Here is a 15,244-nt window from a genome sequence, read left to right on the forward strand (position 1 = left end):
AAGGACAGTACTTTACAATCCGAAGATCTTCATCGTACACGCGGCGTCGCTGCATCAGGGTTTCCCCCATTGTGCAAAATTCCCCACTGCTGCCTCCCGTAGGAGTCTGGACCGTGTCTCAGTTCCAGTGTGGCCGTTCAACCTCTCAATCCGGCTACTGATCATCGCCTTGGTAGGCCTTTACCCCACCAACTAGCTAATCAGACGCGAGACCATCTTTCACCGATAAAATCTTTAACATAGCTATCATGCGATTTCTATGTATCATAAGGTATTAATCCCGGTTTCCCGAGGCTATCCCTTTGTGAAAGGCAGGTTTCTCACGTGTTACTCACCCGTTCGCTACTTTCATTTATAATCGTCATTCCGAAGAAATCTGTCTATAAAATCACGTTCAACTTGCATGTGTTAAGCACGCCGCCAGCGTTCGTCCTGAGCCAGGATCAAACTCTCAAATAAAAGTTTAATCTAGCTTATTTTTTTGAAATTATTCAACTCAAAAGTTTTGACATATTTTGTTGTTTAGGTTCTTTATTGTGTCGCCTTTTTAAGTTTCCTTTTTGTGACGACTTATATATATTACCACCGATAAAAAACTTTGTCAAGCTTTTTTTTAATTATTTTAATTATTTAGTAAATAACTAGAATAATAGCGGGTAACTTTTTATATAATACCAACTGGAAATGCTTTTGTCAAGTTTTTTTTATTTCTAATGCTAAATCCTTAATTTTCTTCAATTGATAAGCAACTGAAGATTTACCTATTGGCTTTTTCATAAGTTGACCAAGCTCTTTTAAACTTAAATCGATATTATTTTTTCTAAGTTCTGCAATTTCCTTTAAATTTTCTGGAACAGCATTATGTTCTTCTAATATATTTATATAGTGTATATGTTCGACTGCTGTTTGTATTCTTTTATTTTCATTTGCAGATTCAAAATTCATTCTTCTATTTATATTATTTTTAATATCTTTTTCTACTTTTATATTCTCAAGTTCTAGCATAGCATTTTGTGCACCTATTATATATAAGAACGTACTTATGGTTTCAGAATTTTTAAAATATACTATATATTTTTGTTTTCTTTTATTATATAAAGCTTCTATTTCTTCTTTTTCTAGAACTACTGTGAGCAAGTCAACATCTTCTATGTTCGAAAATATTAACTCTAAATGATAATTTTTTTGCGGATCAACCATACTTCCAGATCCTAGATATACTCCTCTTAAGTATGCTGATACTCCTTCTTTAGAACTATTTATCCTTGAATATAAAGTCCTTAGTTCGGTATTATAATTCCCATATAAATCAAAACCACTATCAGCAATAATTTTATTCACAATATTTTCATCTTCTACAATAATCCCAAAAAGACCATCTTTCATGATATTGTTGTTTTCTACTTTTGAAATAGAAGACTCATAATCATAAAGATAGTCTATTAAAAGATATACTCTTTTGGCTACATATTCACTTTCAGTAAAAAAGTTAAGATTAATAAAAGCATTTCTAATAGAAATGCTTGCGTTAGTTTTTAATATTGATGATAATTCGAGTAAAGCTTCAATCTTAGAGTTTAGCTTTAACTCTGACAATTCTTTTTTTACATTGTTTGAGAACGACATTATTTTTCCTTTAAATTCCTATAAAACTTCATAGCATTTCTTACCATATTCTTTTCAGAATCATGTTTTAATAAATGTACAGCTTGATTGTATTCTACAAAATCCGCTATTGAAAAACCTTCTTCTTTTTGAGGAATTAATTTCCCACCTTCTAGACTCATTAAATAATAGTCTACTCTTTTTGATATTTTATCTCCATTTTGATTAAAGTAATAATACCTAGCATAACCAACTTTTTTTATAATTTTTGCATCTATGCCAGTCTCTTCATTAACTTCTCTTATAGCTGTTTTTGCGGTGGTTTCAGAAGTTTCTATTTTCCCTTTTGGAAGAACCCAGTCGCCATAATATTTTTTTAAAAGCAATATTTTATTTTCATGTATTACAACACCACCAGCGCTATGTTCTTTCATCGGACCACCTTCTTTCTTACTTTAATATAATCAATTTTACCTTTTAAGCAGTTTGAATTAATGATTATATTACCAATTGTTTTCTTCCCTATGATAAATTTGAGAATTATATTTTTCTTTTAGTTTTTTATTTATTTCCTCAGATATGGATACGGACCTATGTTGCCCACCTGTACATCCAACACCTATAACAAGTTGTCTTTTACCTTGATTAATAAATTCTGGTATTAATTTTTCTATCAAATTTACTACCATATCAATAAATTCATTAGTTATAGGAAAAGACATTACATAATCAGCGACCTCTTTATCTTTTCCTGTTTTATGTTTAAGTTCTTTTATATAGAAAGGATTGTCTATAAATCTAACATCAAATAAATAATCCGCCTCTTTCAATATTCCATATTTGTATCCAAAACTTACGACTTGAATTTTCGCTTCACATTTTTCATCTAAAAGTTGTATTATATTATTTTTTAATTGAGAAACTTTCATATATGTAGTGTCTAGATATTCATTTGCAAATTCTCTAACCTCTAACAAATCATATCGTTCTTTTTCTATAGCTTTTTCTAAGGTTAAATCTTTATATGGATGAGGTCTTCTATTTTCTTGAAATCGTCTTATAAGCTCTGAAGTTTCAGCGTCTAAATATATGATTTTTACATCATGATTCGACTTCAATAATTTAGATACTTCTCTGTTTAATTCTTTTAAAAGACTTCCAGCTCTAATATCTACTCCGACAGCTACTTTTTCTGTTATATTTTGTTTATTAATAGTCTCTATATATTCTTCAAGCAAAGTAGGTGGCAGATTATCAATTATATGATAGTTATTGTCTTGGCAAAAGTTTAATGCAGTAGTTTTTCCAGCTCCACTCATACCTGTAATTATAACAATCTTCATAATTCCTCTTATTCTTCCCCTATTAATTTTACTTCTCTTTCAAGTTTAACCTTGTATTTGTCATAAACTCTTTTTTGCACATCTTCTATAAGATGTAGCATGTTCTCACATGTTGAATCTTCTATATTAATTAAGAAGCCAGCGTGTTTTTCTGAAACCATTGCATTTCCAACTCTATAACCTCTGAGTCCTGCATCATCTATTAATTTCGATGCAAAATATCCTTCCGGTCTCTTAAAAGTTGAGCCTGCTGAGTTTTTATCTAAAGGTTGTCTTGATGATCTCTTATTATCATATTCTTTAAAATCTTCAATTATCTTTTCATATTTTCCAGGTTTTAGCTCGAAACTTACTTCTAATACTATCAAATCTTTTTCCGAAGCTGTTGAATGTCTATAAGAAAAATCCATTTCTTCATTATTAAAGTTTTGAATATTTCCATCCCTGTCTATACATACTACATTTTTTACTATATCTTTCATCTCTGTTCCGTAGGCTCCAGCATTCATTATAATGGCTCCTCCTACAGTTCCAGGAATTCCACTAACCGCTTCCATTCCGGTAAGTTTTTTTTCAAAAGACTCTATTGCTGCAGCTCTAAGTGTAGCTCCTGATTGCGCAGTCAACATGTTTTCTTTTACCGTTATTTGAGAGAATTCATCTTTTAATACAACAACTATTCCTCTTATACCTTTATCTCTAACTAATAAATTTGAACCATTTCCTATTATCGTAAGAGGAGTATTAGTTTCTTTAGCTATATTTATAATTTTTTGAATCTGATCAATAGAATTAGGCTCAATTAAAACATCAGCTGGACCACCAATTTTCATGGTAGTATAATCTCTCATCAAAACATTTTCTTTTATTTTAACTATTCCATTTTCTTTTAATTTATTTAATATATCTAAATACATATTATTCCTCAGTTATATTAAAATATTCTTCAAAAGATAGATTCTTATCATGCATTTCTTTAGCTATTTCAACTCCAACATATCTATATATCCTATCATTAGCAAAAAATCCTGTTATATCTTCTTTTCCTTCTGGATATCTCAAAATAAAACCATATTCATAAGCGTGTTCTGTTAACCATTCACCTTGAATAGTTTTCTTAAAATCTATATTATCTGATGTGTTAGGAATTTCTAACTCAATAGATTCACCTGTTCTTAAAGTATGATTCGTATAGTCAGGAACAGCATATTTTTGATTTTTAGCTTTATTTATCTTTTGGTCATCGATTGTTGTTCTTGAAACCCCTATATTCATCCCCGCTCTTTTCATAGCTTCAAACATTACAAGAGCTGAATTTTCAACATCTACAGAGAAAACAGTGTCAAAATCTTGAGGAAAAGTGTTTTTTATAGAATCTAAAAGAACACCATCTTTAACAACTAGTTCATTCTCTTTAACATCTTGTAATTTTATCGCTTGAATATATCCAAAATCTCCATTTTTCTTTATTTTAGCCCATCCGTTTTCTTGTCCATAATATTTTATATATTCTCCATTACTAACTTTGAAATTAACTTTTGGGTTATTAATTACTTCTTCATAGACATCAGCATCTATAGAAACTTTTTTGTATGAGAGTAATTTATCAGAATATTTTTGTTCTCCCTTTACGCTATATGTAGTATCTTCATTTATAGTTTCTTGTATATTTGTAATTAATTTTGCTGAATCTGCTTGAGCATTATGCTGTCTGGATATAAATGTATACACTGAAGCTACCGATATAGTCGCAATTAAGCCAATCGCAACCATTTTAAACTTAGCTTGTTTTCTTCTTTTTTCTCTATTTATTAGTCTTTGTAATTTATTGTTATGTGTTTGATTGTTTTTTTTCATCTGGAGGCCTTTCAAATTTACATTTGTTTTAATTATACAACATATAGATATATATTAAAAGACAGATTTTAGTAATTTATCATTTTTTTAGACGATTTCTTTTATTTTAGGAAATAGCTTCTTCATATTCTTCTCAAACTTTTCCTTGTCTTTAGTAACTATTAAATCTACTTCCCCTATATAATCTCTTAATAGAACATTTTCTTTTAAATATTCATAAACTATTTTAGCTACATTTTCTGACGGATCAAACACATTAACGTCTTCGCCAATTGCTTTTTGAAACTCATCTCTTAAAATAGGATAATGCGTACATCCTAGAATTAATAAATCAATATCTTTATTTCTAAAATTTTTTATGTACTTATCTACTAAGATTTGCTTTTCATTTTCTTTAAGGTATTCGTTTTCTATAGCTGGAACTATGTCTCTACATGCAACACCAATTACATTTGCCTCATTGTTAGCTTTTTTTATTTTTTCTACATATACTCCCGCATTTATCGCACTTTTTGTAGCCGCTAAAAGAATATTTTTTTGTTTATCTACACTTTTTATAGCTGCATCCATCACTGTCACTATTGGAATGTCATAATCATTTTGTATTTCTTCTATAAATGATGATGCAGTATTACAAGCAACTACTACCATTTTTACACCTTTTGAAACAAAATAATCCATAATATTTTTAGTAAATTCAATTATTTGTTCTTTTGTTTTTTCTCCATACGGACTATTTTTTAAATCTCCAATGTATAGATAGTGTTCATTCGGTAAATATTTTATTAATTTTTCTAATACAGTCAACCCACCAATACCTGAATCAAAAACTCCTATTGGTCTTTCTTTATTCTCCATAAATCCTCTATTTAAAAGTAAAAAAGCATCATCGTGATGCTCAAATTAACTAACTTACTACCTTTATTTCGACAGTTGATGTTAAAACGTCTGAATAAGTATATGAAAGAGTTAAACTTTCGTCAAAATCATTCTTTACTCTTACCGTAAACAGATTTGGAAATGCATTTTCTATATATCCTACTCTAGTAACGATTCTCTTTCTGCCCTTATCAGCTTTTAGTTGAACTTTTTTTCCAACTATTTCTTCTACTTCGTTTCTAATAGACGCTAATGCTTCTGACCTTTTCATAATACATCACCACTTTCATATTTATTTCGACAATGTTATCATACCATATATAGTATTAAAAGTCAAAAATTTAAATATTATAAACAATAATAATATATATGTCAACTATTTTAAATCTTGACTATATAAGTCGGGTATTTAAAATTACAATTAATTAGTGTATAATTAATCTTGAACATATATTTAAAATTACCATAGAGGAGCAGTTTATGTCAGAACAAAACGAAGAATTAGTTATAACTGGAGATATGATACTTGCTGATGTTATAAGATTAAAACCTAGAACTTTAGGAATACTTATGTCGTTTGGATTAGGATGTATAGGTTGTCCTGTAAGTCAAATGGAAACCGTTGAAGAAGCTGCGATGGTGCACGGTTTAGAAGTTGATTTCTTGCTTGATGCATTAAATGCTTAATCTTCACCTATGACAAAAACATTTTATAATTAATAAAGAATAACTCAAAACTGCTATTAATATATTAATAGCAGTTTTTGTTTTTTATTTTTTCGATAAAAAAAGCTAGACACCAAAATGTCTAGCCATTTATTTTATAAATTTAATAAACTTGATAATCTATTTTTGTCAAATCCTACAACTTCTTCTTCTCCCACTACTATAACAGGAACCCCTCTATAGCCTTTTGAGATTAATTCATTTCTTGCTTCTTCACTTGTTGTAACATTTTTTTCTTCAAATTCCACATTGTTTTCAGTTAAAAAGCTCTTTGCAGCTACACAATATGGGCATGTTTCTGATGTATATACTACTACTTTTTCCATTTCTTTTTTTCTCCTTATTTTTTTATTGTATTAAACATATAAAATATTGCACGTAAAAATAATTACGCGTACATGTTGTAAAATAATATTACCCAGCATCTATTTTTCTAAACACTTTGTTATATTTAAATAATCATTAATCGATAAATCTTCTGGTCTATAGTTTGATGGTATCTCTAATTCGTCCAAAACTTCTTTTAATTTATTTTTTGATAAATTAAGAGATACGTCTGTAGTTAGAGCGTTTAGCAAGTTTTTTCTTCTTTTTGTGAATCCTCCTCTAACTAATTTAAAAAATATTTCCTTATCTACATCTGGTAATTTATCTTTGAGTTTTAAATTAATTACTACACTATCAACTTTTGGTTGAGGCATAAATACCGATTTTGGCGCTTCGACAATTTTAAAAGCCTCTGAATAAAAGTTTGTAAATACCGTTATCGACCCATATGTTTTATTACCTGGACTTGCTAGAATTCTCTCGCCCACTTCTTTTTGCATCATAAATGTAAGCGATTTAATGTTTAGTCCAGATTCTAAAAACAACTCTATTATTGGAGTAGTGATATAATACGGTAAATTCGCTACCACCTTAAATGACTCATCACCAAATTGATCTTTTACTAATTTATTTAAATCCACTTTTAAAATGTCAGCATTTACTAATACAAAATTGTCAAAACTTGCTAATGTTTGACTTAAAACAGAATTCAATCTTTCATCGATTTCTACTGATACAACTTTCTTAGCATTTAGAAGTAATTCTTCTGTTAAAGTCCCAAACCCTGGTCCTATTTCTAATACATTATCTTCTTTTGTGATATCTGCACCTTTAGAAATTGCTCGTACTACATTTCCATCAATAAGGAAATTTTGTCCTAGTCCTTTTGAAAAATTAAAACCAAAAAATTTAACTAATTCTTTAATCACTTTAGGTGAATATAGTCTATCTCTATTCATTTACACCTCAATATTATTAAGCGCTCTATTAAACTCTTCTCTTGTAATACCATACATATTAAGTCTCATAAGTAATTGTTTTGAATTACAATATGTGATATTCAGTTCATTACAAAGTGCAATACGCTTTTCTTTTGAATTTTGAAGACCTGTAAGTCCATTATCTACTATGTCATTTAATTCGAATTCGTCAATATTTTCTTCTAAAACAGGTCTAGCTTTCTCAATCGCATCAATAATCGCTTCATCTGATGCATTCTCTACTCCTACATTTGAACTTTTTGTAGCCTTCAGTTTAGAAATGCTTGCAAATTTAGCATTTGGAACATATTCTCGAATTATATTCGAAATTCTTTTTCCAGCATAGTCTGGATCTGTAAGAACAATAATTCCTTTTCTTTCATTTATCTCTACCAACTCTTCAAGCAATTCAGATTTAAGACCAAGACCATGAGTTGCAATTACATCTATATTCCCTTCAAACGCTCGTTTTACAGCAATTATATCACTCTTACCCTCAACTACGATAACTTCTCTAATCTTCTTCATTTTTAGTATCAATTCCTTTTATCCCAAAAAATCTAATTGTGTTTTGATTAGTTATTTCTCTAATATAATCTAAATCTTCAACCCTCATTTCAGAAAATCTTTTCGCAGTATCATGTGTGTATTTCGGTTCATTTCTTTTACCACGATTTGGAACGGGAGTTAGATATGGTGCATCCGTCTCAAGTAAAACTCTATCTAAAGGTACATTTTCAACTACTTTTACTAAGTTTTTTGCATTTTTAAATGTAATCATTCCGCCAAGAGAAATATAAAAACCTAATTCTAAATATTTTTGACAGTCTTCCCAAGTTTCATTAAATGAATGCAGTAAAACTTTCATGCCTTGAGCATATTCCTTAAGAATTTTATACGTGTCTTCGAAAGCTTCTCTTGAATGAATTACAATTGGAAGATCCAGTTCTTTAGCAAGTTTTATCTGTTCAATAAATACTTCTTTTTGTATGTCTACCGGAGAAAAATCATAATGATAATCTAGTCCAATCTCTCCTACAGCCACCACCTTTTCATTTTCAATAGCTAACTTTTTGTATTTTCCTCTTAATTCTTGAGTATAATCCTTAGCATCATGAGGATGAGTTCCTACCATAGCAAATATTTTTTCATGTTTACAAGCCATTTCTACCGATTTATAACTTGACTTTTCATCAACAGCAGGGTTAATTACAAAAAGTACTTTATCTTCTTCAAATCTATTTATTATATCTTCTCTATCTTCGTTAAACCTTTCACTGTCTAAATGAGCATGAGAATCTATTATATATTTTGACATTATGCTATATCCGCCCCATCTTTTATATCATTTAAAACAGTTAATACTGATAGTTCTTCTTCCTTTTCTGCTGAAAGTATCATACCTTTAGACTCAATACCTCTTATTTTTCTAGGTTTCAAATTAGCAAGTACTACAACTTTCTTCCCTACTAAATCTTCAGGTTTATACCATTTTTTTATACCTGAAACTATCGTTCTTCTATCATTCCCTATTTTAACTTTAAATACTAATAATTTATCTGCATTTGGATGAAGTGAGCATTCTTCAACCAAACCTAATCTTAAATCCATCTTTTCGAAGTCTTCAAACTCAATATCTTCTTTGAATTCTTCTTTTTCTTCTTTTACCCCAACCCTTTTTTGGAATAATTCATCATTTGCTTTTTGGATTATTTCCATTTCTTTTTTTACATCTAGTCTTGGGAATAGATTTTCTCCTTTTTTAACTTTATTTCCGATTGGATATTTACCAAATTCTTTAGCGGATTCCCATCCCATATTTTCTACATTTAATTGACTAAATATTTCTTTTGATGTATGAGGCAAGAACGGTTCTATTAATTGTCCAATAATTCTGATTGATTCAATCAGATTGTATAAAACAGTGTCTAATCTTTCTTTATCTTCTTTGATTAAAATCCATGGCTGAGTTTCGTCAATATATTTATTTGTACGTCTAACAAGAGTCCATATATCTTCAAGCACATATGAAAATGCAAATTCGTCCATATGATCTTCAACTTTAGAAATTATAGAAGTCGCAAAAGTTGATAATTCTTCGTCTATATCTTCAGTTTTACTTGGATTAACTACAATTCCAACATTGTATTTTTCAACCATAGCAATAGTTCTTGAAACTAAATTTCCTAAATCATTTGCAAGATCTGAATTTATTCTAGTCAAGAATTTTTCATTATTAAATGAACCATCTTGTCCAAATGTAAACTCACGAAGAACAAAATATTTTAGTGCATCTATTCCATATCTCTCAATATATGGCTCAGCATAAACCACATTTCCGATAGATTTTGACATCTTAATATCATCAAATAATATCCATCCATGTGAGAAAACTCTTTGAGGAACAGGTATATCTAATGCCATCAAAATAGCTGGCCAAATAATTGTATGGAATCTAACTATTTCCTTACTCATTAAATGAACCCCTGCTGGCCAATAATGATTGAATTTTTCTTCATCTTCACCATATCCAACACCTGTTAAATAAGAAGAAAGAGCGTCAATCCATACATATATTACATGTTCTGTATCAAATGGTACTTCAACACCCCAACTAAGAGACTCTTTCTTTCTAGAAACAGATAAATCTTCTAGCCCTTTATCTAAGAAATTATTTAACATTTCTTTTTTGCTTCTTTCAGGCAATATAAAATCAGGACGTTCTTCATAAAGTTTCTTAATTTTATCTGTATAATTTGATAATCTAAAGAAATATGATTCTTCACTTTGTTTTGATACCGGTCTATGACATTCTGGACAATTACCATTTTCATCTAATTGTGTTTCAGTCCAAAAAGCTTCATCATGTTTACAATAAAAACCTTCATATACTCCTTTATATATTTCTCCTTTATCATAAAGTTTTTGAAAAATATTTTGAATGTTTTTTTCATGATTCTTATCTGTTGTTCTTACAAATGTGTCATAATCTATTTCTAAAGTATTCCATAATTGCTTAACTGACTTTACAATTTCTGTTGTGAATTCTAATGGAGTAACACCTTTTTTGTCGGCTTCATCTTGAATTTTTTGACCATGTTCATCGGTTCCTGTAACTAAATACGCATCATATCCTTGAATATTTTTATATCTTTTTAGAGCATCTGCTGCAATTGTTGTATAAGTATGCCCTAAATGTAAATTACCACTTGGATAGTATATTGGAGTGGTAATATAATATGATTTTTTATTTTTATCCATAATTCCCCCGTTTTGAATTTATTATTCTCAATTACTTTAATTATATCAAAAATACTTTATTTTGTATAAATAGCTAATTTATCTAAAGGTAAGTCTTCCTATAGCAGTAATTACATCTCCTTTTTTTAATACGAATTGATACTCATCTTCCTTGTTTATATATTCTAATTCAATATCATCCCCGTATTTTATCTCTTTTTTATAAATTATTTCTATGGTTTTTACCTTTTTATTTTCTAAATCAACACCTTCATATAAGTATTGAAGATATGCCGCATTATTTACATGAGCATTCTTGTCTAAGTCTGACTTTCTAACCATAATTTTCTTTTTATATGTGTAGATCTCTAATGCTTTTATTTCTTCTTTTGGAGAGTTGAACCCACCATATTCACCATATATTTCAGCAAAATTTCTAGGTATTTTAATAACTCGTTTTGTTTTATGATTTAATAATAGCCATTTAGTTTGAGCTCTTGATATTAATTTTCCATCTTTGTAAATTTCGAAGTTTCTATATGCTAAATAGCCTTCAATTCTATTCAAATATGTATGTATTTCTATTTCATCTGTCCAATTAATATCATCAAATACTTCTATATACCATCTATAAAGTATCCATAAACTATCAAAATGACCTTCAACATCAAAAGAATTTTGTATAGATGTCTCTACAAATAGCTTGACTAATCCATCTAGACGTAATATTCCATTTAAATCGCATAAATAAAATGGTATTTTATACTTGACTACAGTTTTCATAATCTCCTCCATTTGCAGTTTTAATTTACTAAATAATTATACCACTATAATTTTCTCATACCATATTTATATATAAAAAAAAGACAGTTTATTATTACAAATCTTTTATTTTCTCAAATTGACTCTATCTCAACAATACTCTATAATTAACATATATATAACATTTGGAGGAATTATGAAATACAAAATTGAACATGATAATGTATTTGATGAATTAATTGAAAGAGGTTATTTAGATCAAGTTACTCATGAAGATGAATTAAAAGAATTATTAAAAAATGAAAAAGTTAAATTTTATATAGGTTTTGATGCTACAGCTGATTCTCTAACTATTGGACATTTTATACAAATCATGGTTATGATGCGTATGCAAGCACATGGTCATATTCCTATAGCATTACTTGGTGGTGGTACTACAATGATTGGTGACCCATCAGGAAGAACAGATATGAGAATGGTTATGACTAAAGAAAAAATAGATTACAACGCAAATAGATTCTATGAACAATTCCAAAGATTTTTAGATTTTTCAGACGGTAAAGCAATTATAGCTAATAATGCCGATTGGTTATTGGACATTAATTTCTTAGATTTTATGAGAAATGTTGGTGTTCATTTTAACGTTGGTGAAATGATTAAAAAAGATGCATATAAGAACAGATTAGAAAGAGGACTTTCCTTCTTCGAATTCTCATATATGCTTTTACAATCATATGACTTTCTTTTATTAAATGAAAAATATGGATGTAAATTACAACTTGGTGGTTCTGATCAATGGGCTAATATTCTAGGTGGTGCAGAACTAATTAAAAAACATAAAAATGAACAAGCTTATGCTATGACATTTAAACTTCTAACAAAAGCCGATGGCGAAAAAATGGGTAAATCCATGAATGGCGCAATATGGTTAGATGAAGAGAAAACTTCTCCTTACGAACTTTTCCAATATATGAGAAATTGTGATGATAGAGATGTTGAAAAATTCTTAAAATTATTGACATTTGTTCCTACAGAAGAAATTGTTGAACTTACAAAGTATAACGATGAAAGAATAAACAAAGCTAAAGAAGTTTTAGCTTATGAAATTGTAAAATTAGTTCATGGCGAAGAAAAAGCTAAAGAAGCTCTTGAAACTTCACAATCACTTTTTGGAAAAGGTGTAATAGATGAAAACATGCCTACAACAGAAATTGATTTAAATACTTTAGATGAGCACAGAGGTCTTTTGAATATGCTTACTTATCTAGGTCTTACAAAATCTAATGCGGAAGCAAGAAGATTAGTTCAACAAGGTGGAATAAGTCTAAATGAAACAAAGATAAACGAACCTACTTTACAACTTAAAGATTCAGATTTTGAAAATGGTCTAATAATTCAAAAAGGAAAGAAAGTATTTCATAGAGTTGTATTGAAATAAATAAGGAGGACAAATGTTTTTACAAAATAGTGTAATTGCTCCATTCTTTCAATATGTTCTATTTTTCTTAATCCTATTAATTGCAGGTCTTATATCCTATTATCTAATACATATAGGTAATAGAGGTGTAAAAAAAGAACTACAAATAAAGATTAATTGGAATACTTTTATTAAAGCTTTAATATTTGTATTAGCTATAGTAGGAATTGTTGCATTATATAAAAAGTTTGAAATCTTGCAGACAACAACTTTCGCTTTATTTATTTCCGTATTATTAGCATTTTTACTTAATCCAATTGTTAATTATATGGAAAGTAAAGGAATAAAAAGAGGTATCGGTACTATTATTACGTATATTTCTATAATTTTAATTATAGTATTTCTATTCGTATCAATAATACCAGATCTTGTATCTCAAATTTCATCTCTAGTTTCAAACTTACCATCATCAATAAACTATACTTATAGACAAATAGAAAAACTCTTAATTAATTATAATATAGACTTAAAGATATTGAGTAATTTAAGAACTGATATAAATAAATACTTATTAGAACTTGCAAATAATATTCCTGAATGGACAGGTGCTTTCATAACTGCAGTACAAGGAAGCTTATCTTCTTTAATATCAATAGTACTAGTTCCTATACTAACCTACTATTTAATAGTTGATAAAGACAGAATAATCGGTGGTATATACAATATCATTCCTAAAAATATTAAACATGATGCATCTTATCTTTATAAAGAAATAAATTTTGCAATGAATGATTTTGTTAGAAATAGAGCAATAATGTCCCTTTTTGTAGGTGTTGCTTACGGACTTATGTTAAGCTTGTTTAGACTTCCTTTTGCGTGGGCTATCGGATTCCTTGCTATGATATTCGATATAGTTCCATATATTGGGCCAGTAGTTGCAACAGTTCCAGCTTTAATATTTGCATTCATTAAATCCCCAATACTATTTATATGGGTAGCCATTCTATCATGGGTAATCCAAATGATTGAACAAAATATTATTGGAACAAAACTATTTAGTGGTGCAAGTGGACTTCATGAAATAGTAGTCTTTCTATCTATAATTATTGGTGGTGGAATACTTGGAGTTTGGGGAATGATACTTTCAGTTCCTATTGTTCTAGTATTCAAAATAATAATTGAATTTGTTTCTCTTAAAGTCCGTGGTGTAAAACCAGAGTTCACAAAAGATAAAGAAAAACAGATTATGATACAAATGAAAAAAGACGCTAAAGAAAGACAAAAGAAAGCTAAAGAAAAAAGAAAACAAAGAAGAAATATGAATTAAATGATAATATATTTAGTAATATAAGTTTTTAATTATAAAACAAAAAAATATACTACATTTTTGACCTGAACCTCTCCATCTGTATTCCAGATTTTGGGGTTCAGGTCATTTATATGAGTTATTTTTTATTTAAAATTTTAGTACTTTATCCACTATAAATAAAGACTTATTGAATGATGTAATTTGACTTATTCGCAACATTTTTATATAATTGTTTGGTAACCATATGGAGAGTTGTCCGAGCGGTTGAAGGTGCATGATTGGAAATCATGTGTACGATTAATTGTCGTACCGAGGGTTCAAATCCCTCACTCTCCGCCAGCGCTAGATGGGGTGGTAGCGGTGCCCTGTAACCATCAATCCGCTATAGTTGGATTTAATTCCCAGTTTGAGACTTTTTTTTACTTGTCAAGCGCTTGACAAGTGGTGTTGACGAAATGGTCTCACGCAATAGAAACCTATGAACCATGTCAGGTCCGGAAGGAAGCAGCATTAAGTAGCCACTTCTATGTGCCGTGAGGGTGCCTTTTCTGAGCTAACTATTAAGTTGCAGCAGGTAGATAATAGCCGATTCTGGGTGCGCCTACATAAAATAAAAAGATAGTATCATCTCCCTTTTTTAGATACTATCTTTTTTTCGTTTAAATATTTGGTGGTTGAGGGTTTGAGGCGAACTATTAATAATTGGACTTTTATTTCCGCCGATTTTCTTGACTTTCACTCTTCAAAAAAAACATTTCATCATTAAATCATTAAGTGATAATAAATAATTAAATGCAGC

General features: G+C 29.2%; 16 protein-coding genes, 1 tRNA gene, 1 rRNA gene and 1 other RNA gene. 5 read left to right on the forward strand and 14 right to left on the reverse strand.

What is annotated here, in order from left to right; translation table 11 throughout:
* From G534_RS0103925 to G534_RS0103960, 8 genes are all read right to left on the reverse strand, one after another.
* A 16S ribosomal RNA gene (locus G534_RS0103925) occupies positions 1-459 on the reverse strand; the annotation flags it as partial.
* Positions 460-693: 234 nt separating this feature from the next.
* Positions 694-1,626, reverse strand: coding sequence for a DNA-binding protein WhiA (whiA, locus tag G534_RS0103930; RefSeq protein ID WP_027347966.1), 933 nt, complete (start codon positions 1,624-1,626; stop codon positions 694-696).
* Positions 1,626-2,039 carry an NUDIX hydrolase gene (locus G534_RS0103935; protein ID WP_027347967.1) on the reverse strand — a complete coding sequence of 138 codons (414 nt, stop codon included), beginning with the start codon at positions 2,037-2,039 and terminating at the stop codon, positions 1,626-1,628. Before G534_RS0103935 ends, whiA begins: the two co-directional genes overlap by 1 nt.
* A gap of 69 nt (positions 2,040-2,108) precedes the next feature.
* Positions 2,109-2,948 carry an RNase adapter RapZ gene (gene rapZ, locus G534_RS0103940; RefSeq protein ID WP_027347968.1) on the reverse strand — a complete coding sequence of 280 codons (840 nt, stop codon included), beginning with the start codon at positions 2,946-2,948 and terminating at the stop codon, positions 2,109-2,111.
* A gap of 8 nt (positions 2,949-2,956) precedes the next feature.
* Positions 2,957-3,865, reverse strand: a complete 909-nt coding sequence (gene murB, locus G534_RS0103945; protein WP_027347969.1) for a UDP-N-acetylmuramate dehydrogenase — start codon at positions 3,863-3,865, stop codon at positions 2,957-2,959.
* A 1-nt stretch (position 3,866) separates the two neighbouring features.
* Positions 3,867-4,805, reverse strand: coding sequence for a M15 family metallopeptidase (locus G534_RS0103950; protein ID WP_027347970.1), 939 nt, complete (start codon positions 4,803-4,805; stop codon positions 3,867-3,869).
* Positions 4,806-4,892: 87 nt separating this feature from the next.
* A complete protein-coding gene (gene murI / locus G534_RS0103955; RefSeq protein WP_027347971.1) occupies positions 4,893-5,663 on the reverse strand; it encodes a glutamate racemase in 771 nt (256 codons plus the stop codon).
* A 49-nt stretch (positions 5,664-5,712) separates the two neighbouring features.
* Positions 5,713-5,955, reverse strand: coding sequence for a Veg family protein (locus G534_RS0103960; protein WP_027347972.1), 243 nt, complete (start codon positions 5,953-5,955; stop codon positions 5,713-5,715).
* A gap of 209 nt (positions 5,956-6,164) precedes the next feature.
* Between G534_RS0103960 and G534_RS0103965 the strand changes: the two genes are divergently transcribed.
* Positions 6,165-6,371, forward strand: coding sequence for a DUF1858 domain-containing protein (locus G534_RS0103965; RefSeq protein ID WP_027347973.1), 207 nt, complete (start codon positions 6,165-6,167; stop codon positions 6,369-6,371).
* 134 nt (positions 6,372-6,505) lie between these two features.
* On the opposite strand, the gene G534_RS0103970 is transcribed toward G534_RS0103965, so the two are convergent.
* The 6 genes from G534_RS0103970 to G534_RS0103995 form a co-directional block, all read right to left on the reverse strand.
* Complete coding sequence (locus G534_RS0103970; RefSeq protein ID WP_027347974.1) at positions 6,506-6,736, reverse strand: glutaredoxin family protein; 231 nt, start codon at positions 6,734-6,736, stop codon at positions 6,506-6,508.
* A gap of 99 nt (positions 6,737-6,835) precedes the next feature.
* Positions 6,836-7,696 (reverse strand): 16S rRNA (adenine(1518)-N(6)/adenine(1519)-N(6))-dimethyltransferase RsmA, encoded by an 861-nt coding sequence (gene rsmA, locus G534_RS0103975; RefSeq protein WP_027347975.1) that lies wholly within the window; start codon positions 7,694-7,696, stop codon positions 6,836-6,838.
* Positions 7,697-8,245: a ribonuclease M5 gene (gene rnmV / locus G534_RS0103980; RefSeq protein ID WP_027347976.1), complete on the reverse strand. Its 549-nt coding sequence runs from the start codon at positions 8,243-8,245 to the stop codon at positions 7,697-7,699.
* Positions 8,232-9,035: a TatD family hydrolase gene (locus G534_RS0103985; RefSeq protein WP_084510059.1), complete on the reverse strand. Its 804-nt coding sequence runs from the start codon at positions 9,033-9,035 to the stop codon at positions 8,232-8,234. The genes rnmV and G534_RS0103985 overlap by 14 nt, the downstream gene beginning before the upstream one ends.
* Complete coding sequence (metG, locus tag G534_RS0103990) at positions 9,035-10,978, reverse strand: methionine--tRNA ligase (RefSeq protein WP_027347978.1); 1,944 nt, start codon at positions 10,976-10,978, stop codon at positions 9,035-9,037. The genes G534_RS0103985 and metG overlap by 1 nt, the downstream gene beginning before the upstream one ends.
* Before the next feature lie 78 nt (positions 10,979-11,056).
* Positions 11,057-11,740, reverse strand: a complete 684-nt coding sequence (locus tag G534_RS0103995) for an acyl-[acyl-carrier-protein] thioesterase (protein ID WP_027347979.1) — start codon at positions 11,738-11,740, stop codon at positions 11,057-11,059.
* Between the two features lie 175 nt (positions 11,741-11,915).
* Between G534_RS0103995 and tyrS the strand changes: the two genes are divergently transcribed.
* The 4 genes from tyrS (at position 11,916) to ffs (ending at position 15,048) form a co-directional block, all read left to right on the forward strand.
* Positions 11,916-13,157 carry a tyrosine--tRNA ligase gene (tyrS, locus tag G534_RS0104000; protein ID WP_205617658.1) on the forward strand — a complete coding sequence of 414 codons (1,242 nt, stop codon included), beginning with the start codon at positions 11,916-11,918 and terminating at the stop codon, positions 13,155-13,157.
* Positions 13,158-13,170: 13 nt separating this feature from the next.
* Complete coding sequence (locus tag G534_RS0104005) at positions 13,171-14,463, forward strand: AI-2E family transporter (RefSeq protein WP_027347981.1); 1,293 nt, start codon at positions 13,171-13,173, stop codon at positions 14,461-14,463.
* A gap of 228 nt (positions 14,464-14,691) precedes the next feature.
* Positions 14,692-14,784: transfer RNA gene (locus tag G534_RS0104010), tRNA-Ser, on the forward strand.
* Positions 14,783-15,048, forward strand: an RNA gene (gene ffs, locus G534_RS08520) — signal recognition particle sRNA large type. The genes G534_RS0104010 and ffs overlap by 2 nt, the downstream gene beginning before the upstream one ends.
* Positions 15,049-15,244 lie beyond the last annotated feature (196 nt).

Origin of the sequence: Helcococcus sueciensis DSM 17243, assembly GCF_000423145.1 — a bacterium.
Taxonomy (GTDB): Bacteria; Bacillota; Clostridia; order Tissierellales; family Peptoniphilaceae; genus Helcococcus; species Helcococcus sueciensis.

What these genes read in the sequence shown, in the direction of transcription:
- G534_RS0103970 (WP_027347974.1), bottom strand. Translation starts at nt 6,736, where the DNA reads ATGGAAAAAGTAGTAGTATATACATCAGAAACATGCCCATATTGTGTA.
- rapZ (WP_027347968.1), bottom strand. Translation starts at nt 2,948, where the DNA reads ATGAAGATTGTTATAATTACAGGTATGAGTGGAGCTGGAAAAACTACT.
- G534_RS0103960 (WP_027347972.1), bottom strand. Translation starts at nt 5,955, where the DNA reads ATGAAAAGGTCAGAAGCATTAGCGTCTATTAGAAACGAAGTAGAAGAA.
- G534_RS0103935 (WP_027347967.1), bottom strand. Translation starts at nt 2,039, where the DNA reads ATGAAAGAACATAGCGCTGGTGGTGTTGTAATACATGAAAATAAAATA.
- murB (WP_027347969.1), bottom strand. Translation starts at nt 3,865, where the DNA reads ATGTATTTAGATATATTAAATAAATTAAAAGAAAATGGAATAGTTAAA.
- G534_RS0103965 (WP_027347973.1), top strand. Translation starts at nt 6,165, where the DNA reads ATGTCAGAACAAAACGAAGAATTAGTTATAACTGGAGATATGATACTT.
- tyrS (WP_205617658.1), top strand. Translation starts at nt 11,916, where the DNA reads ATGAAATACAAAATTGAACATGATAATGTATTTGATGAATTAATTGAA.
- metG (WP_027347978.1), bottom strand. Translation starts at nt 10,978, where the DNA reads ATGGATAAAAATAAAAAATCATATTATATTACCACTCCAATATACTAT.
- murI (WP_027347971.1), bottom strand. Translation starts at nt 5,663, where the DNA reads ATGGAGAATAAAGAAAGACCAATAGGAGTTTTTGATTCAGGTATTGGT.
- G534_RS0103950 (WP_027347970.1), bottom strand. Translation starts at nt 4,805, where the DNA reads ATGAAAAAAAACAATCAAACACATAACAATAAATTACAAAGACTAATA.
- G534_RS0103985 (WP_084510059.1), bottom strand. Translation starts at nt 9,035, where the DNA reads ATGTCAAAATATATAATAGATTCTCATGCTCATTTAGACAGTGAAAGG.
- G534_RS0103995 (WP_027347979.1), bottom strand. Translation starts at nt 11,740, where the DNA reads ATGAAAACTGTAGTCAAGTATAAAATACCATTTTATTTATGCGATTTA.
- rsmA (WP_027347975.1), bottom strand. Translation starts at nt 7,696, where the DNA reads ATGAATAGAGATAGACTATATTCACCTAAAGTGATTAAAGAATTAGTT.
- rnmV (WP_027347976.1), bottom strand. Translation starts at nt 8,245, where the DNA reads ATGAAGAAGATTAGAGAAGTTATCGTAGTTGAGGGTAAGAGTGATATA.
- whiA (WP_027347966.1), bottom strand. Translation starts at nt 1,626, where the DNA reads ATGTCGTTCTCAAACAATGTAAAAAAAGAATTGTCAGAGTTAAAGCTA.
- G534_RS0104005 (WP_027347981.1), top strand. Translation starts at nt 13,171, where the DNA reads ATGTTTTTACAAAATAGTGTAATTGCTCCATTCTTTCAATATGTTCTA.